The organism is Shinella sp. 1A1 (genome assembly GCF_055379515.1).
The window spans coordinates 2925876-2948242 of the sequence record NZ_AP039671.1 but is presented as its reverse complement, the minus strand read 5'-3'; the positions used below and the strand labels follow the sequence as shown (position 1 = coordinate 2948242).

General features: G+C 58.3%; 25 protein-coding genes and 1 pseudogene. 6 read left to right on the top strand and 20 right to left on the bottom strand.

Annotated elements, in window-relative coordinates:
* Positions 1-27: 27 nt before the first annotated feature.
* Genes ACZ48C_RS14420 through ACZ48C_RS14405 form a run of 4 tightly spaced genes read right to left on the bottom strand, consistent with a single transcriptional unit; the run spans position 28 to position 3783 of the window.
* On the bottom strand, positions 28-804 hold the full coding sequence (locus ACZ48C_RS14420; RefSeq protein ID WP_464781526.1) for an amino acid ABC transporter ATP-binding protein: 777 nt from the start codon (positions 802-804) through the stop codon (positions 28-30).
* On the bottom strand, positions 801-1766 hold the full coding sequence (locus ACZ48C_RS14415; protein WP_464781525.1) for an amino acid ABC transporter permease: 966 nt from the start codon (positions 1764-1766) through the stop codon (positions 801-803). The genes ACZ48C_RS14420 and ACZ48C_RS14415 overlap by 4 nt, the downstream gene beginning before the upstream one ends.
* 44 nt (positions 1767-1810) lie before the next feature.
* On the bottom strand, positions 1811-2677 hold the full coding sequence (locus tag ACZ48C_RS14410) for an ABC transporter substrate-binding protein (RefSeq protein WP_464781524.1): 867 nt from the start codon (positions 2675-2677) through the stop codon (positions 1811-1813).
* 17 nt (positions 2678-2694) lie between these two features.
* Positions 2695-3783 (bottom strand): aminotransferase class V-fold PLP-dependent enzyme, encoded by a 1089-nt coding sequence (locus ACZ48C_RS14405; RefSeq protein WP_464781523.1) that lies wholly within the window; start codon positions 3781-3783, stop codon positions 2695-2697.
* A 320-nt stretch (positions 3784-4103) separates the two neighbouring features.
* Between ACZ48C_RS14405 and ACZ48C_RS14400 the strand changes: the two genes are divergently transcribed.
* Positions 4104-4889, top strand: a complete 786-nt coding sequence (locus ACZ48C_RS14400) for an IclR family transcriptional regulator (RefSeq protein ID WP_464781522.1) — start codon at positions 4104-4106, stop codon at positions 4887-4889.
* A 34-nt stretch (positions 4890-4923) separates the two neighbouring features.
* On the opposite strand, the gene ACZ48C_RS14395 is transcribed toward ACZ48C_RS14400, so the two are convergent.
* Positions 4924-5301, bottom strand: coding sequence for a RidA family protein (locus tag ACZ48C_RS14395; protein WP_464781521.1), 378 nt, complete (start codon positions 5299-5301; stop codon positions 4924-4926).
* A 672-nt stretch (positions 5302-5973) separates the two neighbouring features.
* On the opposite strand from ACZ48C_RS14395, the gene ACZ48C_RS14390 reads away from it, so the two are divergent.
* The 3 genes from ACZ48C_RS14390 to arsK all read left to right on the top strand — a co-directional run bounded on the left by ACZ48C_RS14390 (position 5974) and on the right by arsK (position 8311).
* Positions 5974-6525 (top strand): recombinase family protein, encoded by a 552-nt coding sequence (locus tag ACZ48C_RS14390; protein WP_464781520.1) that lies wholly within the window; start codon positions 5974-5976, stop codon positions 6523-6525.
* Between the two features lie 207 nt (positions 6526-6732).
* On the top strand, positions 6733-7101 hold the full coding sequence (locus tag ACZ48C_RS14385) for an ArsR/SmtB family transcription factor (protein WP_464781519.1): 369 nt from the start codon (positions 6733-6735) through the stop codon (positions 7099-7101).
* The gene (arsK, locus tag ACZ48C_RS14380) at positions 7067-8311 is read left to right on the top strand and encodes an arsenite efflux MFS transporter ArsK (RefSeq protein WP_464782815.1); all 1245 of its coding nucleotides are present in this window, start codon (positions 7067-7069) and stop codon (positions 8309-8311) included. Before ACZ48C_RS14385 ends, arsK begins: the two co-directional genes overlap by 35 nt.
* On the opposite strand, the gene arsH is transcribed toward arsK, so the two are convergent.
* The 7 genes and pseudogenes from arsH to ACZ48C_RS14345 form a co-directional block, all read right to left on the bottom strand.
* Entirely contained in the window at positions 8303-9013 is a 711-nt protein-coding gene (arsH, locus tag ACZ48C_RS14375) for an arsenical resistance protein ArsH (protein ID WP_464781518.1), read from the bottom strand. The genes arsK and arsH overlap by 9 nt on opposite strands.
* Positions 9006-9428: an arsenate reductase (glutaredoxin) gene (gene arsC / locus ACZ48C_RS14370; RefSeq protein WP_464781517.1), complete on the bottom strand. Its 423-nt coding sequence runs from the start codon at positions 9426-9428 to the stop codon at positions 9006-9008. The genes arsH and arsC overlap by 8 nt, the downstream gene beginning before the upstream one ends.
* A 1-nt stretch (position 9429) precedes the next feature.
* Positions 9430-10488, bottom strand: a complete 1059-nt coding sequence (gene arsB / locus ACZ48C_RS14365; RefSeq protein ID WP_464781516.1) for an ACR3 family arsenite efflux transporter — start codon at positions 10486-10488, stop codon at positions 9430-9432.
* Positions 10488-10697: pseudogene (locus tag ACZ48C_RS14360) on the bottom strand (arsenate reductase ArsC); the annotation flags it as partial. The pseudogene ACZ48C_RS14360 and the gene arsB, both read right to left, overlap by 1 nt.
* 56 nt (positions 10698-10753) lie before the next feature.
* The gene (locus ACZ48C_RS14355) at positions 10754-11107 is read right to left on the bottom strand and encodes an ArsR/SmtB family transcription factor (RefSeq protein WP_464781515.1); all 354 of its coding nucleotides are present in this window, start codon (positions 11105-11107) and stop codon (positions 10754-10756) included.
* 372 nt (positions 11108-11479) lie between these two features.
* Complete coding sequence (locus ACZ48C_RS14350; protein ID WP_464781514.1) at positions 11480-13771, bottom strand: AAA family ATPase; 2292 nt, start codon at positions 13769-13771, stop codon at positions 11480-11482.
* A 400-nt stretch (positions 13772-14171) separates the two neighbouring features.
* On the bottom strand, positions 14172-15284 hold the full coding sequence (locus ACZ48C_RS14345) for a protein kinase domain-containing protein (protein WP_464781513.1): 1113 nt from the start codon (positions 15282-15284) through the stop codon (positions 14172-14174).
* A gap of 483 nt (positions 15285-15767) precedes the next feature.
* On the opposite strand from ACZ48C_RS14345, the gene ACZ48C_RS14340 reads away from it, so the two are divergent.
* A complete protein-coding gene (locus ACZ48C_RS14340; protein WP_464781512.1) occupies positions 15768-16451 on the top strand; it encodes an outer membrane protein in 684 nt (227 codons plus the stop codon).
* A gap of 434 nt (positions 16452-16885) precedes the next feature.
* Here ACZ48C_RS14340 and ACZ48C_RS14335 read toward each other — a convergent pair whose 3' ends face one another.
* The 6 genes from ACZ48C_RS14335 to ACZ48C_RS14310 form a co-directional block, all read right to left on the bottom strand.
* Positions 16886-17089, bottom strand: a complete 204-nt coding sequence (locus ACZ48C_RS14335) for a hypothetical protein (protein ID WP_464781511.1) — start codon at positions 17087-17089, stop codon at positions 16886-16888.
* Between the two features lie 64 nt (positions 17090-17153).
* Positions 17154-17348, bottom strand: a complete 195-nt coding sequence (locus ACZ48C_RS14330) for a hypothetical protein (RefSeq protein WP_464781510.1) — start codon at positions 17346-17348, stop codon at positions 17154-17156.
* A gap of 80 nt (positions 17349-17428) precedes the next feature.
* A complete protein-coding gene (locus tag ACZ48C_RS14325; protein WP_464781509.1) occupies positions 17429-17578 on the bottom strand; it encodes a hypothetical protein in 150 nt (49 codons plus the stop codon).
* 647 nt (positions 17579-18225) lie between these two features.
* Entirely contained in the window at positions 18226-19758 is a 1533-nt protein-coding gene (locus ACZ48C_RS14320) for a hypothetical protein (RefSeq protein ID WP_464781508.1), read from the bottom strand.
* Positions 19722-20060 carry a hypothetical protein gene (locus tag ACZ48C_RS14315; protein ID WP_464781507.1) on the bottom strand — a complete coding sequence of 113 codons (339 nt, stop codon included), beginning with the start codon at positions 20058-20060 and terminating at the stop codon, positions 19722-19724. The genes ACZ48C_RS14320 and ACZ48C_RS14315 overlap by 37 nt, the downstream gene beginning before the upstream one ends.
* 93 nt (positions 20061-20153) lie before the next feature.
* Entirely contained in the window at positions 20154-20672 is a 519-nt protein-coding gene (locus ACZ48C_RS14310) for a DUF805 domain-containing protein (protein WP_464781506.1), read from the bottom strand.
* Positions 20673-20764: 92 nt separating this feature from the next.
* Here ACZ48C_RS14310 and ACZ48C_RS14305 point away from each other — a divergent pair, with 92 nt between their 5' ends.
* Positions 20765-21034 (top strand): helix-turn-helix domain-containing protein, encoded by a 270-nt coding sequence (locus tag ACZ48C_RS14305; RefSeq protein ID WP_464781505.1) that lies wholly within the window; start codon positions 20765-20767, stop codon positions 21032-21034.
* Between the two features lie 56 nt (positions 21035-21090).
* Here the strand turns inward: ACZ48C_RS14305 and ACZ48C_RS14300 are convergent, their stop codons facing one another.
* Both ACZ48C_RS14300 and ACZ48C_RS14295 read right to left on the bottom strand, forming a co-directional pair.
* Entirely contained in the window at positions 21091-21468 is a 378-nt protein-coding gene (locus ACZ48C_RS14300) for a DUF3768 domain-containing protein (protein WP_464781504.1), read from the bottom strand.
* Positions 21469-21481: 13 nt separating this feature from the next.
* Entirely contained in the window at positions 21482-22333 is an 852-nt protein-coding gene (locus tag ACZ48C_RS14295) for a hypothetical protein (RefSeq protein ID WP_464781503.1), read from the bottom strand.
* Positions 22334-22367 lie beyond the last annotated feature (34 nt).

Genomic DNA, 22367 nt, shown 5'->3' with positions numbered 1-22367 from the left:
AGCGGCATCGATCGACGGCGGGGCTCGTCAGGCTAACGTTGCGAAAAACGTCTTTGCCGCGGGAGTTTCAGGCGTCGTCATTACCTTCGACGTTGGGCCGCTCTCGGCAATCCGGCCTTCATGCATGAGCACGACCGTGTGCGAGACATCGCGTGCGAACCGTAGTTCATGCGTCACGATCAACATCGTCATACCTTCTGATGCGAGCTGTCGCATGACACCGAGCACTTCTCCAACCAGCTCCGGGTCGAGCGCCGAGGTCGGCTCGTCGAACAGGATCAGTTCCGGGCGCATGGCCAGCGTGCGAGCGATCGCCACCCGCTGCTGCTGTCCCCCGGACAGCGAGGCGGGATAGGCGTGAGCCTTGTCTGCCAGCCCCACCTTCCGAAGAAGCTCCAAGGCTTCGGTCTCGGCGTCCGTGCGCTTCTGCTTCAGGACGATTTGCGGCGCCATCGTGATGTTTTCCAGCACGGTCATGTGAGGGAAAAGATTAAAATGTTGGAACACCATCCCGATCCGGGCGCGCTGTTGGGCGAGCTTATCAGCCGGCAAATGGTAGAGGCAGCCATCTTTCTCGAGGTAGCCTATCAATGCCTCGTCAAGGAGGACGCGGCCGGCGGTAATCGATTCCAGTGCATTCACCGTGCGCAGGAGCGTCGATTTCCCCGATCCGCTTCTGCCGAGAATGCAGACGACTTCGCCGCGTTTCACGGAAAGGTCGATCCCGCGCAGGATATGATCGGCGCCATAGAATTTATGAACGCCTTCGATCCGCAGGAATGGTGTTGAGTCGCTATGGCTCATTGTTCCGCTCCGATCCTGTAGCTCGACGGATTTGCCAGCCGGTCGTTCAGGATCGCGCGGTGCTGAAGGCGCCTGAGAGCGTTGGCCTTGAAAAGACTGATGAAAGGATTTTCGGGCCGCCTGGTCCCCTTGGCGAACCGGCGTTCGAGCTGCGATTGCAACACACTGAGGACCGAGGTCATGATCAGATACCAGATGCTCGCAACGATGAGCAGCGGTATGATCTGATAGGTGTTGTTGTAGATTGCCTGAGCATTCGTAAGAAGATCCCTGCCAGCGATGACCGAGACCAGGGAGGTTGTCTTGAGCATACCGATCACCTCGTTCCCCAGTGGCGGTACCACGACACGCATTGCTTGAGGCAGAACGATCTTCACCATCGCTCTCGACGGCGTCAGACCGAGAGATTGCGCTGCCTCGACCTGTCCGGGGTTCACGGATTGAATGCCTGCACGGACGATCTCGGAGGCGTAGGCCGCCTCGTTCAATCCAAGTCCCAGGAGGGCGGCGACGTAAGCGCCGATGACCGCATTGGTCGGCGCATCGAAGAAGACGATGTCCGTTCCCGGTATCGCGAGGAATATCCTAGGATACAACGCACCGAGAAAGCCCCAGAAGATGATCTGCACGAGCTGCGGCGTGCCGCGGAAGAACCACGTATAGGCAGATGATGCAATCACTAGAACAGGGTTCCCGGACAAGCGCATCAGGGCCAGCATGACAGCCCCCACCGTGCCAATGATCATCGCCAGGACCGTCAATTCGACCGTCACCACCATGCCGCTCAGAATATCGGGATGGAAAAGGTATTCCCCCACGACGCTCCACTCGAAGCGAGGATTGGTCGCGACGGAATATCCCACGAATGCGACGCTCAGGATGAGAAGGCACGCGGCAACGCGCCTTCCCCAATGTTTGTGCGGTACGACCACAGCCAGTTCCCGCATCTTGTCTGTGTCCATCGACATTACCCTCTGTGATCGATCCCGCTGGCGCACCGGCGGCGTTATTCCTTCGCGGTGTTGATCTCGATCTTCTCTACGCTCAGGGGCTCAATGTTGTATTTCTGCATGATCGTCTTGTAGGTTCCGTTGTCGACAAGACGTTGCAAAGCCGCCTGGATCGCATCCCGCAACTGCTCGCTCCCCTTGGGAACGGCGATGCCGATAGACGATTGCTGGTTATCAAGATCGGTGTAGATGACTGCGTCAAACGCGTTGCCACCGTCGACTGTCTGGGCGATGTAAGCTGCAGTTGCTGCCTCGTTGGTGGAGGCATCTGCCTTACCGGCCTTGACGGCCAGATGTACATCGCTGCCAGAAGGCAACACGACTGCCTCGACTGGTGATTTGCCTCTTTTCACGCATTCGGCGCTCAGGTCCGTAATTTCCTTTTCACCATTGGTTCCGCGCTGGGTCGACATCCGCTTACCGCAGATATCCAGCTTGCCTTTCACGTCGGAGCCCTTGGGGACGATCATTGCGTTCTGGCTAATGGAATAGTCGATGAAATCGACGACCTTCTGCCTGTTGAGCGTGTCCGTAAAAGCCGACAATGCGATATCGTATTTGCCGGCGGCCAGACCCGGAATAATTCCATCGAACGGTTGCTTGTTCCAGTTGAATTTCACGCCAAGAATAGCGCCCGCTTCCTGCATCAGATCGTATTCAACGCCTGTCATTTCATTGTTGGCATTGAAATATTCATAAGGTGGAAAAGGAAATTCGGATGCAATCTGGATGACGCCTGCCTTCTGGATGTTGTCTGGCAACATAGCCTTCAATTCAGGAACTTCCTGAGCGTGAGCGGCGCTCGTGATGGATAGGAAAAGGGCGATGGAGATAGTCGAACGAATTGACATGCTTGCAGACATGGAAGCTCTCCTGGAGGTTAAGATTGCAGTTGTTGAGCGGCAGAGGAAATTGTCTTGATCGCCTGTTCGGCGACCTCACCGGAAAGGGTGAAATGAGGAGAAAGACGCAGACCCGCTCCACGGGCCGAAAGATAAAGCCCCTCGGCGCGAACACGTTGCGACAGTTCAAGCGCCTGCGCTTCGGGAATGGAAAGGGTGACGATCCCGCTTTGCTGGATATTGGAACTGCCGGCGATCAGCGACCAGCCATGCTGTAGGGCCACCTCGCGAACTGTCCGGGCCGCCACCAGCGTGCGCTGACGAATGTTATCCAAGCCGTATTCGTCATACCATTCGATCATTTCCGAAAGCGCGAACATGGAGGTATAGCTCTGATTACTGGGCACTACCGGCCAAAGATCGCTGTCCAGCAGCTTGCCAAGGCGGTCGACAATTTGCGCCGATAAGTGGACGATTGCCGCTCCCGGAGAGCCGCAGAACCATTTGTGGGCAACGGATACGAGAACATCGATCTCCTCGATCTGCGCGCCCGTCGGGACAATCGGCATCGCTTGGGACGCATCGACGACCAGTGTGAAGCCGAGATCACGGCGTGCGGCGACGAGCGGAGCCAAGTCGATCACCGCTCCGGTGATCCAATGCACCTGGCTGACGAGGACGACCGACGTCTCGCCATCGACATGCGCCAGCAGGTCGGAGGCAGTCCACTGCACGGCGGGAACGAGTCGCAGATCGCGGCCGGTGCGGGCGGCATAACGGCCGGCAAGCGTCACGAGGCCGGGATAATCGTCAGCACAGCATACGACGGAGCCGCGCCCGGCCGGCATAGCCTGCAGGACGGCATCCGTGGCCGCCATTGCGGTGGAGCCAACGAAGCTTCGACCGGCCGATACGCCCAGAAAGCCCCGTACCGAAGCCTCGGCACGGCGGACGATCTCATCGGGCCGGTACTCTTCGCGCGCACTAGTCCCACATGTCATGTATTCGGAGAATTGAGCCAGAATGGCTTTTCGAACCGAAGCGGGTGGAATGCCCAGGGCTGCCATATCCAGGTAGCCTATACGGTCCAATTGCGCGAATTCCGCAGCATCGATGTTGGGCGACATGTCAGCCTCCCATCCCTACCGGAGCAACCCCGCCCCATGAAGACAGATACGTCTTGCTCGCCATGACACCCCCCCACGCTCTCTCGACCAACGCCGCTTCAGAAAGTACACTACAGTAGACCAATGTGCACAGATATGACAATGGCAAATTTTTGTTACGAGCATATGACGAAGAACGACGCGCAAAACGCGGTGTCCTAGCCGCGGATATCTTGGCTCTCGGGGGTGACACCAACCATGTTCCTGCGTAGAAGGTTGCGTCGGGTATCATGAAACTGTCGAGCCGCCCCAGGCGCCGCAAAGCAAAGCCGTGGAGACGCATGACGACGTCCGTGAAACAGAAAGACAAGCAGCGTGAAAGCGGTATCGATCGCGCGATCGATATCCTGGAGTGTCTGCATGAGGCGGGAGAACCGTTGTCGATTGCGGAAATATCGCAACGCCTCGATGCGCCACGCTCCACGATCTACAAGTTCGTCAAGCGCTTCATAAAATCGGACATCTTGGAAGACTATGGGCCGCGCGGCCGAATCTTCTTCGGCCGGGCAATCCATTTCTATGCCGCGGACTATCTCAGGCGGAACGACCTCATGCGCCGGGCCCGCGACGAAGTCGATCGTTTGGCGCAGCAGCTCGGGGAAACATTCGAATTTTGCACCCTGCAGGGGAACAAATACGCAATCGTATATGCGCAGACGGGCGCGCGCATGTTTCGAATCGGCTCCGAGGTTGGCGTCAGGCTGCCCATTCCGTGGACGGCATCCGGTCGCCTCCTTCTCGCAGGCTTGTCGCGTCAGGAGATCGTCGATCTTATCCCGCCAGAGGATTTCATCTTGCCGAATGGCCATGAGGTGGGCGTCGATGAGCTCTGCCGCGGCGTGGCCGCCGCCAGCGCGGCAGGTTACGCCATAACGTCGGGACTCATCGACAACCTGACCAAATGCCTTGCCGCCCCGATCCGGGATGCGAGCGGCAAGGCGATGGCAACGCTCTGCGCCGTGGTGACGATCGATCGGACGGCTGACGAGGTCATGGCGCTTGTGCGGCACCTCAGAACGAGCGCCGACCGGCTTTCCATGGCCGCCGTGCCAAGCGCGGCCGAATAGGCGGCTGGCTCGTAGCGTTGGGACATCGCTCCGCCTATTTCGACGGAATAGCCGCGACACAGTCCATTTCCACCATGTCGTCGATCAACTGGCATCCAATGACTGCCCTGGCAGGAGGCATGCCAGGAAAGAACTCCCTGTAGATTGCATTGAACTCGGCGAAATTGCCGAGGTCGTCCAGATAGGCATTGACCTTGACGGCGTGTTTCAACTCGGTTCCGACGCCGCGAAGGATGACATCCAAGTTACGCAATACCTGCCGTACCTGTTCCGCGAAACTCTCGGGCATCTCTCCCGTGCGTGCGTCCACGGGACCTTGTGCCGATACGAACGCCAAGCCATTGCTGACCACGGCATGTGAATAGTGGCCCGCCGGCTTGACCGCATCCTCAACTATCACTGTTTCCCGCAAACCAAGTCTCCTTCTATTGTCTCGGGAGTTCTGCGTGAGGCGACGAAGTGCGCTTTGGTCACGACGGGCAAAGGCCATCGGCCTGCCAGCGCCCGAACTTCCGCTTGCTACACATCTGCTCGCATCGCTGATCTCCGATTGGAAAGCATCAATTGTTCACTACAGTGAACTTTGAATCACAGTTATGAACATTGCATACTTAGAGGCGTTGAGGCGGTTGCGCAACCGGATGTTTGAATGCGCCATGCGTTCGCATTCTGAAAAATCTTCACCCGATATCTAATTACTACCCGTTCGACCTGTGCGAAGGTCATATCGTTATCCACGCTCAGAGTGATGAGAATTGCGGTGACAACAATCTGCGGGCGGCTTATTTGCATGCTCTCGCTGTGAATTGCCTCCCCTCCCCATTTCGACCGGACACTCGGCATAAGCAGGAAGGCTCAAGCACAGGCTTATGTCTAACGAGTATTGACGCATTGAAGTGATCATCGGCAATGGGGATTGTTGGCGGCCTCTTTATCGCGCGGTGATGGGGGCTTAAGCATGCTGTAACACGGGAGTATGCCCTCGCGTGACAGCTTTGGCGTTACGCTCGCCGCCGTCACATCTGGGTTGACGTCGGCTATTTGTGACAGGGTAGCCTCGGGCCTAAAGGTCGAGGTTACACACATGGCACGAATTGGCTACGCGCGCGTCAGTACAGGCGATCAGGATTTAGAAGGACAGCTTGACCGGCTTCGGGCCGAGGGCTGTGAAATCATTCGGTCAGAAAAAATGTCGGGCGCAAGCCGCGAAGGCCGTAACGAGCTCTCGACAGTTTTAGAGTTCCTACGCCTTGGTGACGAGCTGGTCGTGACCCGGCTAGATAGGCTTGGACGCGATACGCGCGACGTTCTGAACATCGTGCACGAGTGTCAGGAGCGAGGCGCATTCGTGACGGTGCTCGATCCTCATGTGTCCACCCGAGGAGAGATGGGGCACGTCATTCTGACGGTTCTTGGCATGGTCGCGCAGATGGAACGTCGCTTCATAAAAGAGCGGCAAAGGGAAGGGATCGAGCGAGCCAAATCCGCTGGCGCCTACAAAGGCGGTCGCCAACGTATCGATCGGGCATTGGTTGAAGAACTTCACCATGAGGGCCAAGGCGTCTCTGCAATCGCAGAGAGGGTGTCCTGCTCCCGCATGCAGGTTTACCGCATACTGGCCTCGTCCTCTGAATGACAGCAATGCGCCGTCTGGTCGCTCGTAGAAGACGCGCCTGCTTTGACCTCCGTAACATGTAGCCATCACCAGATGCCCTTATAGCCAAACACCAGCGGCGCTTCTGGCGCGGCCGCTAGCCCATCGAGAAACTGGACAAGTGTGATGTCGGAACCTTGTCGATTGCTGTCACGTGAGATACTTAAATTATTCAAGGATTATTGAAGTATGGACGAGTGCCAAGCCCTGACGTCATTCGCAGCTCTGTCGCAGGAGACGCGCCTCGCCATCGTCCGTACGCTGGTCGTCGCCGGACCGGCTGGGTTGGCCGCCGGCCTCATTGCCGAGCGCATGGGCGTCTCGCCGTCGAATGTGTCTTTCCATCTGAAGGAACTGGAACGGTCGGGCCTTATCACGCAGCGACGGGAATCCCGCTCGATCGTCTATAGCGCCAGCTACGACGCGCTGGCCGACCTCGTGAAGTTCTTGATGGAGGATTGCTGCGCCGGTCATCCGATGATCCGCGAGGGTGTGCAGCGGCCCGATGGTTGCTGCAAGACAGATGCTGTCCGGAGCGAGGGCGACATCGTTGCGTAATCCAAACGTTCCCGTCGGCATCGTTGCCGCGCTCGGCCTGACCCAGATCATCGGCTACGGCACCCTATATTACAGCTTCAGCATTCTGGCGCCCGGCATGGCGGCGGATCTCGGCATCAGCGTTGCGCAGGTGTTTGCCATCTTCTCCGCGTCACTGTTCGTCGGTGGTCTCTCGGCGCCCTATATCGGTCGGCAGATGGATGGCGTCGGCGCATCGACCGTCATGGCGATTGGCTCGGTGCTGTCCGCCTTGACCTTGATCCTCTGCGCTTGGTCGCCATCGGTCGCGATCTTTGCACTGGCCATCGTCCTGTTGGAGATATCGTCCGGCATGGTCCAGTACCAAGCCGCTTTCGCGGCACTGGTTGAGGCCGATCCCCGGTCAGCATCACGCAGCATCACCTATCTCACCCTGATTGCGGGATTCGCCTCGACGATCTTCTGGCCGATTGCCACGGCGCTGCTCGGCTATCTCTCGTGGCGGGAAATCTATCTCGTCTATGCCGGGCTCAATCTTGTCGTCTGCATGCCGTTCCACGTCTGGATCATGCGGAAAGGAAAGGTGGCTGCGGCCGGCGGGCAAAGACCCATGCGCGAGCCTGTCGTCGGGGCTGTTCCGCGCGAGCGTCGGCGCGGTGCGGTGATCATCGTGTCGGCCGCATTCGCGCTGCTCAGCTTCACCCTTGGCGCGATGCTGGCGCATATGGTGCCAATGCTCGGAACGCTTGGCTTCGGAAGCGCCGCCGTCGTCATCGGCTCCCTATTCGGCCCGGCACAGGTCCTCAGCCGCCTTGTCAACATGATCTTCGGCACTCGGCTCGCCCCGCCGGGCCTTGCGGTTCTCTCCGCTGTCTTCATGGTGCTGAGCGTCATCATCCTTGCGCTGTCCGGCAACTGGCTCCCCGGCGCGGTCGCCTTCTCTATTTGCCTCGGCCTCGGATCAGGCATCAACAGCATCGCACAGGGCAGCTTGCCGCTCTACCTGTTCGGCTCGGATGGATATGGCGCGCTCACTGGCAAGATGGCGGCGGCGAGACTGGCTGCTGGCGCTGCGGCCCCCTTCGCCTTCGCCGCGACGATGGAGCAGTTCGGCATCGGTGCATCGCTTATTCTAAGCGCAGCTCTCGGTTCCGTGGGCATCGCGGCCTTTGGCGCGGTTGCGATGGCGACTAAGCGAACGCTCGTCGCCACCCCGAGTCCGTCAAATTGACTGCAGCGACACGCGCTTCTCAAGTTCGGCCGCCTGTTCCTTGCGCTCGCTGTAGCGGTCGGTGAGATAGGCGGACGCATCCCGTGTCAGGAAGGTGAACTTCACCAGCTCCTCGCAGACGTCCACCACCCGGTCGTAATAGGACGATGGCTTCATCCGGCCATCGGCGTCGAACTCCTGATAGGCTTTCGCGACCGAGGACTGGTTCGGAATGGTGATCATCCGCATCCAGCGACCGAGGATCCGCATCTGGTTCACGGCGTTGAAGGACTGGCTACCGCCCGAAACCTCCATGACCGCGAGCGTCTTGCCCTGCGTCGGCCGGACCGAGCCGACAGAAAGCGGTATCCAGTCGATTTGGGACTTCATGATGCCGGTCATCGCGCCGTGGCGTTCCGGGCTGACCCAGACCTGCCCTTCCGACCATTGCGAGAGATCGCGCAGTTCCTGTACCTTCGGATGGTTCGCCGGCGCCTCGTCGGGGAGCGGCAGACCCTTGGGATCAAACATGCGAACCTCGCATTCAAGCCGTTCGAGCAGCCGGCGAACCTCGAACGCGAGCAGGCGGCTATAGGAAACCTCGCGTAGCGAGCCGTAGAGGATCAGAATCCGCGGCCTGTGCGTCGAGAATGCAGGGTGCAGGGAGTTGAGGTCGGTCGAATACAGGTGATCGCCCTGCAAAGCGGGGAATGTGTCAGGCAATGCGCTTTCCTTCCTGGTCGAGGATCTGTTCACCGTCTTCTTTGAAGAATGGCCCTTTGAACGTATCTGGCAGGATGTCGAGGACGACCTCGGATGGACGCGCGAGCCGGGTGCCGAGGGGAGTCGCGACGAAGGGGCGATTGATCAGGATCGGCGTCGCGATCATCGCGTCGAGCAACTGCTCGTCCGTCAGGTCCGGGTTGTCCAGACCGAGTTCGGCATAAGGCGTGCCTTTCTCGCGAATGGCTTCCCGGGCCGTCAACCCGGCGGCCGCGATCATCGTCGCAAGATGCTCGCGCGTTGGCGGATATTGCAGATACTCGATTACAACAGGTTCAATTCCGGCCGCGCGAATCAGCGCCAGCGTGTTGCGAGATGTTCCGCAGGCGGGGTTGTGGTAGATCGTGGCGTCCATGTCAGCGCCTTTCGGTAGCGGTGGTTCGGGAGACAGTGGGGGCGGCCTCGTACCAGTCTTTCGAGCGGTTCACGATCCAGACGACTGACAGCATGACCGGCACTTCGATGAGAACGCCGACCACAGTGGCGAGAGCCGCGCCCGACTGGAAGCCGAACAGGCTGATAGCGGCGGCAACTGCCAGTTCGAAGAAATTGCTGGCGCCGATCAGCGCCGACGGACCGGCAACGCAGTGCCGTTCGCCCGCGATCCTGTTGAGAAGATAGGCGAGCCCGGAGTTAAAATAGACCTGAATCAGGATTGGAACGGCTAATAGGCCGATGATGCCCGGCTGGGCGATGATTTGCTCACCTTGGAAGGCGAAGAGCAGAACCAGCGTCGCGAGCAGCGCCACCAGCGAGATCGGCTGCAGCTTGGCAAGCACGCCATCCAGTGTCCGCGTCGTTCCATCGGCCGTGAGCCGGCGGCGGATGATCTGCGCGATAATAACGGGCACGACGATATAGAGAGCGACGGACAGAACGAGCGTATCCCACGGCACGGTGATGGCGGAGAGGCCGAGCAGTAGGCCAACGATCGGAGCGAAGGCGACGACCATGATGGCATCATTCAATGCGACCTGCGACAGTGTGAACAACGGTTCGCCGCGCGTGAGATTGCTCCAGACGAACACCATGGCCGTGCAGGGAGCCGCGGCGAGAATGATCAGCCCGGCGACATAGGAGTCGATCTGGTCGGCAGGCAGGTAGGGGCGGAACAACCAGCCAATAAACAGCCAGCCGAGCAATGCCATCGAGAATGGCTTGACCGCCCAGTTGATGATCAGCGTCACTCCGATACCGCGCCAATAGGTGCCGACCTGCGCGAGAGACCGGAAATCGATCTTGAGCAGCATCGGAATGATCATCAGCCAGATCAGGATCGCGACGGGAATGTTCACTTTGGCGATCTCGGCCGTGCCGATGATCTGGAAGGCGCCGGGCATGACATGGCCGAGGGCAACACCGGCGACGATGCACAGGAACACCCAGATGGTCAGATAACGTTCGAACGTGGACATCAGGCGGACTTTCCCTGCGATGAAGTCGAACCTTCCATCGCGCCGATCTGGCGAAGCCTCGTTTCGAGCGCCATGCGGTCGATATATTCCAGCGGCAGGCTGACGAAAGCTCCGATCCGGTTCTTGAGGAAACGGGCTGACCGAGCGAAGGCGCACTGGATCTCGACTTTGGATCCTGCAACGGTGGCCGTGTCCTCAACACCCCAATGAGTGCACCGTATGGCCTTTGGATCGTTCCCGGCAATCTGCTTGAGGCTGATGGCGCTCATGATAGCTTTGCCCCCGGAGCGCAGCAGGGAGCCAATTCGGCAATGATTGGGGCGCAAAGCTCCGTCGATCCGCCGCAACAGTCCTTGAGGAGGAATAGCGTCAGTTCACGAAGACCGTTGAGGTCTGCCCGATAGATGATCGACCGGCTCTGCCGCTCGCTCGTCACCAAGCCGGCCCGCGAAAGCGTCGCGAGATGTGCCGACATGGTATTCTGCGGCACGTCGAGGAGGCGGGCAAGTTCGCCAGCCGGAATGCCTCTGGGTTCGTGCCGCACGAGAAGCCGGAATGTCTCTAGCCGTGTGGTTTGGGCCAAGGCGCCGAGCGCCGCTATTGCTATAATATTATCCATATATCCAGATAATAGGATATAATGGTGCTGTCAATCACACGCGACAATTAAGGTGTAACCTCGACCTTTAGGCCCGAGGCTACCCTGTCACAAATAGCCAACATCAACCCAGATGTGACGGCGGCGAGCGTAACGCCAAAGCTGTCACGCGAGGGCATACCTTCGCGTTACAGCATATTCGGGCAAGCAACACGACTCTTGACCGCTTTGTACCTCATCTCAGCCGCCCGTACGGACCAGAAGCTTTCGACAAACTTGCCGCTCGGGTTGTGCGGGCTGAAGGGCTAGCTTGGGGTGGAAAGCGGAATAGCGGCTTACAAGAGGAAAATTGTGCAAAGGACTATGGCTGGGCGAAGCTACTGGGCAACTGCTCTAGCGCCGCGACGCGAAGATCAGCGTCCGCTGTGAGAAGTCCGATAGCTCTGCATCGTTGATCGCAGCCGTCTGCCAGGCCGGGTTGGAGTCGTGGTGAAACCGATTGGCGTAGTTGAGCAACAGTCTGAGTTCGGCGATATCAGCTGTCGAGAGTATTTCGTTAGGCCCACCGACGCGCTGGTCGCATATCCCAATAAACGGTCCAAGAAGCATACCCGGCGGAAATTGCTCCGGGTACGCCACACGCATGAACGACTCCAGTATCGGCCTTAAAGACTGTGCTACCTCGCGTTCCCGTGCGGGATTGGCAACCTGTAGGTACCCTCGGACGAGTTCATGGCGCTTGTCGTGCTCGGAGATACTGTCGCTACGAACATCCCAAACGGTGATTTCAGAGCCGACCGCTGCCCTGTTGATCCTCAAGGCGACGGAACCGTTTCTGTCAGCCTGCTCCCAGAGGCTGCACAAGAACGGCTTTGAATGTGAGAGCACAATCACCTGGCGAACCCTTGCGGCTAACGCCATGATTTCCTCGCGGGTTCGCAAAGTGCGATGGTCGTCAAGGCTTGTCATCGGATCGTCTATTACGACGATCTTGTTCGCCAAATTCGGGTCCTGTTCCAGCGAAGCGAAAAAGAAAGCGAGGGCGAGGGTATTTCGATCTCCCGCGCTTAGGGTGTTTCTGAAGGACGGGCCTGCGTCGGCCGTGACATCAACAATCTGCTGATTGATGACGACGACGTAGGACGCCGACGAACCCGACCTGTTGTTGACCGACTGAACTTCCCCCAGGCGAAACGACGCACCAAAGCGGCGCAGGTAGTCGTTGATCGCCGCCTCAAATGCAGGGAAAATCTGCTGCCGATACTGGTCGAGGGCTGCGCGGGCCTGCGCTCGCAGCGCCTCGGTTGCCTTTTTCGCCGCCTTCTCTGTCAGATAGTTCGCGCAGTGAGGCGACACTTCCGGCTCGAATCGCGCTTTCTGCGCATTCAGTTTGGCGAGGTCAGTGCGCAATGCAGAAAGGTCGTCTGCGGCAGCTTGCTCTTTGACAACTTCCAGCTTGGTATTGGCACCGACCAGACGCTCGGAAAGCGCCGCCACCTCGGCGACACGCGCTCGATAGTCTTGGATAGACTGCCGTGTTTCCTGTGTGAGCGTCATCGCTTCCAAGGGCGAAGCGGCCTTTGCGCGAAGCTGTTCGAGGACTGCCTCGCGGGCGGCATTCCATTGCCGGGCTACTGCCGCAGTATCGATGTCTATTGCCGGCAGCTCTGCGAAGTCCTTCCAGAACTCATGCGCCTGCGCGGCTGTACGCACGTCCCGCTCGAAGGCTGGAGGTATGTCACCGCCATGGGCATCGCGTACCCCGATTCCGGTCTGCCGTATGGTGGCCTTTAGATCCTCATACGCTTGGCTGAAATAAGCGCGGTAGTGAGCGATCAGGTCGGAACCCGCGAGGCCTTGGGCGCAGAACGGGCAGACTTCCCCTTCGTGTCCCTCCGAGGCGGGCGCTATAAGCGCCATCCCCTCGGATACCCAGTTTTCACCGCCACGCCCCAGCTTGCCGATGTGGCTGCGCACACGCTCGGCGGCGGCGGCTTCAAGATCGGCGAGAGTGCGCCTCAGGACGCCATCGATGCCGTCAATGTCGAAATCCGGGAGGCGGATCGCCTGAAATCCCGGTCGTTGCCGTATCGCACCGGCCGACTTGGCCGCAGCCAGCCGGCGCTCCGCTTCCTGGATCTTCCGGTCTATCTCCGCGTCGGCTTCGAGATCGCAGAAGGCGTCAACCTTGTAAGGGCCAAGGGCACCGGGAGGTATCGCTTCGGCGAGCTGGCGCAGGGCAACGTTGTGTTCCTCGATTCGGGCAATGTGCCCCTGCAGTGCGTCGCTGAGCGCAACGCCCTGCGCGCCCAGAATTAGCTCATGCAGTTTTTGGCGGTGCGCCGTTTGAAGTTCGATTCCCGAACAGACATTTGCTGATACGAAAGCATCATCGAAGATCGCAACATCGGGCAGCGGGTGCGACCAAGCCCCGTTCTGGAAAACGGCGGCTCCTCCGGCGTGGCGAAACACCACGTGTGGCGGATGCTGTGCGCCGAGGCGGTGGCGCTCGAGAACGAGCCTGGGATTACCGGTCGCTAAAGACCGCAGCACCGCCGCCAGTGTGGTCTTGCCGCGAGCGTTTTCCCCGTAGATCAAGGTGAAAGGCGAGAGCGCCGTCTGCGCCGGAGGGTTGAGATTATCGAATTGGCCGACATTCCTTAGAAGTTGAATATGGTCGATCATACCGGCAGCGTCCCCAACAAAGCACCGAGTCAGTCTGATAATAATTGCCTAGAAGTGCGCCAAATAGGCAAGAGTGGTTCGCCGGATGTTGGAGCACCCAAAGAATTCGTAGTCTCACGTGCTTTTCAGAACTTGAGTGCACTGGCTTTCCCAGTGTCACAGTTCTGCATAGCCGTCGGTCCGCTCCCATTGTCAACTTGCAGCGCGTGACAGAATCCGGGTTAACGGCTCGAGTGGGGCCACTTCTTGCGTCCCCTTCGTGAGCTGCGAACGGCTAATCTGGGGTGGGAAGGAGAATGGCGGGTTAGAGTGGTAACCCCGGAAACCTGCCCTCAAGGTGGTCAGCGAGCCGGTTCAGCCGCCAGCCTGCGAAATAGCAACGAATGAGTAAAGTCAAGGCTCATGTGCTGTGGCGCGGGTAGTGCTCATTCATAGCGCGCTCTAGGCCGTCGATACTGCTCTTGAGGTGCTGCCACTCTTCCGCTTCACTTTCGATCTCGGCGATGTGCAGAAAAAGACTCACTTGTTGCGCCGCGCTTGGCGATCGGCGGTGCAGCATATCGAGCAGCGCTGCCTGGACCGCGCGCAACGGCGGCCGTTCACTGGGCGATGTGGTGAGGCAAGAAGCCACCAAATCTGCTAAACCGGGCTCCGAAAGCCGTTGTGCGATCGGACAGCCGGCTATCGCCCATTTACGCCAGTGATCGTTCTGCTGCCAGCGATTAAAGCCGGGATTCATGCGGCGATGCCAATCGCTGCTGCGCTCGCCTATCGGGTGGAAGCCGCGCGACATCAGCTCGTGAAGCATGATTCCAAGCACGAATACGCTGGTCCATTCGCCAAGCTCAGTCTTGTGCCATTGCTCGGGTGCCATATATGGGCGCGAACCTCTAAAAGTGCCAAAGTCAGCTGCAACATTTACGCTGCCAAAATCTGCAACCAAGGGGCGCAACCACAAATCAGTCGGTGGAAGTTTAAAGCTCGATTGCAGATCACGGACGAAAACATTCTGCGGCTTCAGGTCTTGATGAACCAATCCGCGAGCATGACAATGCGCCAGACCTGCTGCGAGTTGGATCAGCAGCGATAAGCGCCCAAGATCACCCCAATGGGAATCTTCTATAAAGTCGGATAAATCGCCTTCCCAGCGGCGAAAATAAGCAACCGGCACACCCAGGATGAGGATCACTTTAAACGGCCAATGTACATTAGGGTGATAATGCGCTGCTGCCTGCAGCCTGAGCTCGCGCAGGAAGCGCTCCGCACGCAGGTTTGGCGAAAGGTCTTTGCTCTGTCGCGGGAATTTGGCGCAGGTGAAGCGAGGAAGAACATCCTCGCCATTATCGAGAAAAACAATTTCACCTGAAAAGCCCGAGCTTGTGTCGACAGCTTTGTCCGCCTTCCCCCAGAAAGCGATAAGTTCACCCCGGTTGCGAGCGGGAAGCTCGTAAAAGGCGTCGGGCGATAACTTGGTCATCATCTTTCCAGAATTAGGCAACCACTTAATATCCATTCGATCAGATTGCCTCTAATAGTCTTCAATTCGCTGAAGCTTTCAAGTACGTCAATCGGCAAGTCATTGCAGGTGCCTTATCGCACAGCACCATGCTACGCAGCATTGGCGATCCGTCACTTAGGTCTGCCGTTCGTGGTTTCCGAGCAGACGGCGGATTACGGGTGGCGTCGGGGAATCTGCGAAAGGCTGACAATAAGGTCGGATCCGGTCAATTAGCTTCGGCCTTCAAAGCAAGCCCAACCGCCTCATCATCGGCGACATCATCACCGTGATTGATGTCTTCTTCATTAGAGGCGGGTTTGCGCCGTAGGCGCGCATCGCCACCTCAGGGTAAATCATCAATACATAAAATACGGTTCTCTTAGAAGCTGTATTTCTCCCAACTGATAGCGCAAGCGAACATGCAAATCTCAAGCTGGCGATCCTATGGACAACTGAATGTTTGTGGGTATGTTCCCTGCACCGCATTCGGGGACAGACATGAACAGGCTAGTATTCGCAGCGATGATGGCTGCCGTTGCTGCAACTTCGGCGTTGGCTGAGGATGCAGGTGTCCCATTGGCATCCGACGGCTGGTCGGGCTTTTACGTGGGTGGGCAGATTAGCCATACATGGGGAAGGTCGACCGGTGGGGCATATTTTCGTGCGACTGGAATGCCAGACGTCTTTTCCGATTCGATTGACCCCACAGGCTTCGCTGGGGGAGCCTACATTGGCTATAACTACCAACTCTCCAATTCCATCGTTCTAGGCGTTGAAGCAGACTATAACCGCGCCAATATCGCAAGCGGCACTGTTGCTCTCAGCCTTCCTGGAAATACTGTAAATGCAGATATGCCGTGGAGCGGTTCGATTCGGGGTAGGGTCGGCGTCGCTGTCGATCGTTTTATGCCTTACGTGACGGCGGGCTATGCCTTCGGAAAATATGAGTTTACCCCTGATTATGGCGCAACGCCTCCATTACCGGGATCAAAGGTCCATGGGGGCGCGACTGTCGGTGCTGGTGTTGAGTATGCCATCACGGAGAAGGTCAGCACGCGTCTCGAGTACCGATATACTGACTTCGGCAAGGCGCGATATGACATCCGGGGTTTTCCTGCGGAGGAGAGCAGGATCAATCTTCGGACAAGTGACCTTCGGATTGGTGTGACTTTTAAGTTCTAAGTCCGGGTAAGCTTGCTCGCATCCTCATATTGTTAACGAAACTTTGGCGCATCTGTATACGATAGTTGTGTCGCGCGTTATTACAATCCCTATGCGTGCAATATTTCATCCTTCATTAATCGGAATTGATGACTGTTAGGTCTCCTGTACCGTTAAAGTTGTCGGATCTCGCTATTCCGAGGAGGGAAAAATGAATGAGATGCCAAGACTTAAACAGGTAAGGGTCGGGGGCCAGCCACGAGAACGTGCTGCGCCTACTGCAGAGGAAGTGTTTGCCTTCCAGGCTTCGCTTTTGAAGGACATGCACAGTCAGGCAGCGGAGGTTGACTGGTTTCTCGCTCACCTTCTCGACATGACGCGAACCCACGTCCTTGATCTGCAGACCGGTGTAAAGCAGGCTCAGAAGCACCGTGGCCGGTAATGCGGTTACCTATCTACTCGCAGGTTTTCTTGCGGGCGAGGCCGGCAGATTCATCGTTTGCCGCAAGCTTTTCTGAGCGCTCAAGCGCATCGACATTCTCAAGATGCGTCTTGAGCGCTTCGAGCGATTCCCGGGAGGTATCCCCTTCGAGGGCGCTAACTCGGGCCACGCCGAGATCAAGCCTCACCTGGGCGTCCTTCTTGGTGCGATGGGGCATGAAGCCGGCCTCCGTTGAGCAGCTTACGTTGCGTTAGGATTGTCGCCCTGACAATTATTGATTGTTAATGGTTGGTTTTTGTAGGGCGTGGAGACGACGAGGCCAGAGGCTTCGTGGCGGGATCAAAGTGGTCCTGCATGATCTCGATTAAGGCCTCTTTTGCTTCAGCAGCAGGTTTTCCGGCCCTCATCATTCGCTCGGCTGTTTCTCGCATTTTCAGCCAGAGTGCGCTGTCGGCGTTGTCGTTTGATTTCTGCATCCCAGCGTCCTCTTCATCCCAAGGCGACTGTAGCATGAGTTGTATATTCGTAAACGGTAAAGAGATGACATCGCGAGGAATTATTCAGCGGTGAAATAGACACTCCATGCCAAGATGGCCGCCGCAATATTCATGCTGCCAGCAAGGAGCATCGCCCATATTGTGGGGCGAGATACAGCGAGGATTGCCGATATGATTCCCGCAGCGGATACAGCGTAGAAAAGCGTCATCGCGGCATTTTCCTAACGATCCACCTGTTGTTGTCCCTTGTTACCGTATCCCACGCATCAAAGCACGTGCGGAGGCCGCCTACACCACTGAGGGCGATTACCGAAGGTAGCACCTGCGTTTGCCAAGTGGGACATTAGAGTCTCACCGTCCGGCACCAGAGATTACTACATTCAATCGCGCTCTAGCTTGGGGTGCCAACCTCTGCTGAAACCATGGCTCATAGCCCGCTTCGCTAGGTCGAGTTGCCAACGTAGATAAGCGCAATCGGCAAGAAGCGTGGCTATAGCAGCGCGGGCGTCACCGTCGTGCCATGCCAGCGTATCGTCGATCTCGCTTGGGTTCTCATATTTTCTTTCGAGCGGGCGCACGTCGTTACTCTCCCGTGAGATACCACAGTCGGGGCGGGGGAAGTCGGATTAAAGTGAGCGGCCGGCACGGCCGTTTGTTCTTAATATGTTCCGTTTCGCGGTGGAGTCAACTCACCCTCCGCGGAATCTACATCGCGCTAAGGAGGGCTGAATCGCTTCCACGCCTCCAGCAGTGGCATGAGCATGGCTCCTCAGAACAAAGCCAGCATTGACTGGTTTCTGAAGCCACCGCGTGGACTTGTCCTCGCCCCGACCAAGCACGGTACCCAGCACTTCATTCATCGGTTGAGTTGGAGTGGTTCTGCGGACCTGACGCGGACCACCAGCCGTGCTCGATGGTGTCCAGTATGCGAACCAAAAGCTTCGGAGCCAACGATACGCACCTCTTGATCGGCCAGCCGCTCCAGCTCGGCAGCGGTCTGCGGGTCGTCCGAATAGACGTGTATCGTGCTGATCTCCTCATTAGAGGAAAGAAACTCGTCTCCGAAAGCACAGATAGGCTGGGTCAAGCCCAACAGGAAAGCGGTCTCGGCCTTGTCGCCGGCGTCGATGGATTCGTAGTTTGGCGGCCCTGGAAATACGCTTTGCGTCAACCGGCCGGAGAAAACCAACTGAGCTTGATCGCGAACATCCAAACACGCTGTGGCAGACGCGGCCACCCCGGTTTTTGCTGTTACCCCACCCTTAGAATGACAATCAACGAACTGCGTAAACGCCTTACGAGCGGAAGAAACGTCGATTGCATACTTGGCCTTGCCGATCACCGAGATGTTGAGCGTGGTACCCTGCATCAGCTCTTCGATAAAATTCGGCGAAGGAACATCAAATGCAAGGAAGCCGAAATAGTCGCTGCGTTCGCCTCTGAGGGGGTACGCCTTGTTGGCGTCTACCTGCCAAACTGCATTCGCAGATTGGACATCCAGGCCCTCGATATAGGCGATCTTTTCCAAGCCGGGTGTGGCCATGAAACCGATCTGGAGATTATCCCTCTTCACCTCGACGACGCACACGTTACCCCAGTCTTCCTCGTGGTGAGTGAACACCCAGCGGTCCGCTGCGTCACCATCGGTGGAACGGTTCGGCTCACCCGTCATTTGATCTTTTCCCTCGGCCATATCCTCAGCAACGCCAGCGGAGCCCGCCTTGTCATCCTGCTTGTCGCCAAAGGGGGACGTGTCTTCAGCTTCTGACGCGCTGCCGAAAATCGTCGGTCCCAACTGGTTCAGCGCTGCTTTGCATTCGCGCGAAGCCGTGCTGACCTGATGAGCCTGAAACCGGTCTATGTTGGAAACCGACCAAGGCTTCTCGTTGCCTTGGAACACCACCTGTAGGGCGAAGGGCTTTCGGTCGCTGAAGATTCCTCCGACGACGCGGTCGAACAGAAACCATCCCTCGCTGGGAGCCTTGGGATCGAACACAGAGTAAAGCGTGTTTTCATTGACGGCTTTTGCGGTGAATCTCGAGCCGATGGGGCCGACGACAAAACCAAAGTCCGTCTTGCCGTCGACCGGTAATTTCCATCCGTCCTTCTGAACGCGCACGGCGATTCCGATTTCATCAACGCCCTGCAGGGGCATCTCTATCGAGACCTGCTTGGACGACCATGAGGTCGTTCGGATCGCGCAATACGGTGCCTCACCCGTGGATGCATAGGTGTCGACGAGAGCGACTTGCCACTGCGGACTGCTGTAGAAAACCTGATCAGCGGCAATGGCGGCACTGCCATGGAGCGTAGCGACGCTACATGCGGCTACCAGCAGCCAGCTTATCCTTGTCATGCCGCCACCTTCTTCTTTTTGGCCGAGCGCCATGCGAAGAACGCCATCAAGGCCATGGCGAGGGCAACAAAGCCCCAAACCTTCAGGTCGGGGAATTCCGCCGATCCGGCAAAGGCGATGAGGCCGGCGAGCGCAAAGGTGATGGTCGAGACGATCGGCAGGCCGAAGGCGAAGGCTCCGCCGATGAACATCAGCAGGCCGGCCAGAATGCCAAGCGATCCAGCGTCCCCCGTGGCCGTGTCGCCCAGCATGTGCGAGGCCGTTCCGACCGTGCAGGACTGCAGAAGCACCAAGACTCCGAGCATAATGCCGATAATACCGATAGCGATTTTCATATTAGTCCTTCCTTTGATGTCGTATTGATGATGGTCGCGCCGGCTGGCTCCATGGCCGCGCCGTGGCGCTGGTTTCGTTGAGTGGCGGGAGCGTTAAGCCCGGCTGGTTGGAAGGGTCTCGGCCTTCATCCGCTGGAATTCGGCTTCATCAATCGCGCCGGAAGCGCGCAGAGCGGCGAGACGTTCAAGCTGTTCGAGGCTGAGGGTGCCCGACGCCATGTTCGTCTGCCTGTGAGCCGCTGTGATCGGCTGCGCACCATCACCGGCCTGCCTCGAACCGAAGCGGTTTGCCTCCAGCGTTGATGGCTGGCAGTAGAAGACCAGCAGGACCAGCTGCCCGAGCGGAATCACGCCGATCAGCACCCACCAGCCTGTCCGATCGATATCGTGCAGACGACGAACAGCCGCGGCGAGCATCGGAATGTAGTGCGGGATCGCCCAGAGTGCGGTGACATACAGGGGGCTGTTCTGGCCGTTGCCAAGAGCAAGGTCGATGATCAGGGCAAGGATGCCCATGCCCGTGACGACCAGCATGAAATACCAGAACTCCGCGCGGCTGGTCCTGCCGCTGAAATCGAAATAGCGGCGCATGGCGTCAACGTAGGCGTTCATTCTGATTGGCTTCCTGTTCGTGTCGGGGTTGAGTAATAGGAGACTGACAGTCCGTCGATTGTCAAGCATCTGATGTGGCTCATGTGTCCGCCATGGACACGCGCAGCATCATCGGCTGGAACCTTCGCCGCCTTCGGGTCGAAAAGGGCCTTTCGCAGGAAAGGCTGGCGCTGGAGTCCGGCATCGACCGGGCCTATGTCGGCCGCGTCGAGCGCGGCTCGGAGAACGTTACGGTCTCGACCTTGGAGGCTTTTGCGAATGTCCTGGGCGTGCGGGTGTCGGCGCTGTTTCGGGATGTCGATCCGAACGAGGACGCTCCCGCGAAACTGAAGGCCGGCCGGAAACCTAAGACCCTGAATTGAAGAAGCCCGCAACGAGGCGGGCTTGCTGGGGTGGAAGGTTGAGGGAAAGGGCGTCATCAATATTCGCCCGTCTGCATGATCGTCATGACGCGAACGGTGAAGGCGGGGTCGGCCGGATCGGGTGAGGCGTAGCGAAGATCGAGGTCGTAATAGTCGATCTTCCAGAAGTACCGCACATCCTTGTAGGTCAGCGCGCCGAAGTCATGCTCACCATAGGGATCGTCTTCGGGGTTGAAGCGATCGAACTCCCGCACCGCATGAAACAGTCCGCACCGATCGTCGGGCGAAAGAAGCATGACGCCGCGCGTGGCAACGACATGGCCGCTGACGAAGGTGCGGCGGAAGGTGTCGTTGAGCCGGCGTATCGTGTCGGCCCGGTTGAGCCGTTCCCGTCCGGTTTCCAGCGCAAGGGGAATGATGTCGGAGAACTGCATCGCCCGCCTCCTCTCAGTAGTGCGTGCACTGCGGATGAACGAGGGCGAGATCCGCCAAGCGCTTGGTGACGGGCAGCTCATCAGGGAAATCGCGCCAGCGCAGGCGAACCTGATCATTGTCGAGAACTTCGATGATCTCGCAGGCCCACCAGCCATCGGCAGGGTCTTCCGTCGCAAGCACGAGATCGCCCACCGCCAGCTTCGACCAGTCTTCCGGCACATGCAGCGGTGCTTCGCCCTTGCTGGCCTTGGCATAGCTCTCCGCAGCGGCGGCTTTCGCGGCCTCGATGCGGATGGCGGTGGCCGCGAGGTAGTCGTCATCGAGATAGGCGGCGAGCCGATCATAGGTCTCCCGCTTGGTGAAGGGCACGAAGGCCTTGCCGCTTTCGAAGAGCTTGCCCTTGGGCAGCAGACCCGCGATGCCGGCCAACTCGTCGTCCTCGACCGCAATCGACGCCATGTCCATGAGGTCGGCGGCAAGGGTTGCCGCATCGACCTGTTCTTCGGGGAACCATGCGGCATGCGGCTTTGCCTGATCGTCGAGGCCGACAAGGATGAGCTTGGCGCTGGCGGCAACGTCGGTCTGCGGCTTGGCTTTGCCGGCTTTGGCAGGGGCCGGCGGGCGCGGTCCGTTCAGGATCGAAACATGAGGCAGGGTGACCTTCTTGATGACGCTGGTCGAGGGTTCAAAGGGCTGGCTGTGCATGGGCTTCTCCTCAAATGAAAAGAGCGCCGAAACGGCGCTCATGGGGACGGTGACATCGATGTGATCGGGCGGCGGCGATGGCCAGAAAGTCAGTTGCATGTGTGCCTCACGAAAGTCATCGAATGAGCCGTTTATACGACAAAAAAGAAGAAAAATCAATATATTAGCTTTTGTCTTGCGCTGGCGTATGCGG